Source organism: Nocardioides oceani, assembly GCF_030412965.1.
Classification (GTDB): domain Bacteria; phylum Actinomycetota; class Actinomycetes; order Propionibacteriales; family Nocardioidaceae; genus Nocardioides; species Nocardioides oceani.
Genome location: NZ_JAUHJQ010000168.1, coordinates 1 through 277, shown reverse-complemented (window position 1 = coordinate 277; position 277 = coordinate 1). Strand labels below are relative to the sequence as shown.

The window sequence follows — 277 nt, the reverse complement described above, 5'->3', positions numbered from 1 at the left end:
ACGTGACCGAGCGGACCCACTCGGTGTCGGCGAACTGCTCGCGGAAGAGGACCAAGGCGAAACCGTCGGGAATGCTGACTGTGGGCTCCGAAGCCCAAGCCCGCATCTGCGGCCAGCCCACCCACATCGCCCAGTAGCAGCGCTCGTCGTCACCGGTGTAATGGGCCAGAGTTGCTCGTACGCCCTCGACTGGCTCAGGACCCCCGCCATTGCCGTCGAGCGGCACCTCGACGTACGCGTCGTAGCCAAGAGGAACGACGCTGCTTACTGCGGGCGG

Annotated in this window: 1 protein-coding gene; it reads right to left on the bottom strand. The window is 66.4% G+C overall.

The features are described from left to right. Nucleotides 1–277: hypothetical protein (locus tag QWY28_RS23705; protein WP_300955362.1), on the bottom strand; the 277-nt coding region annotated here is incomplete at both ends.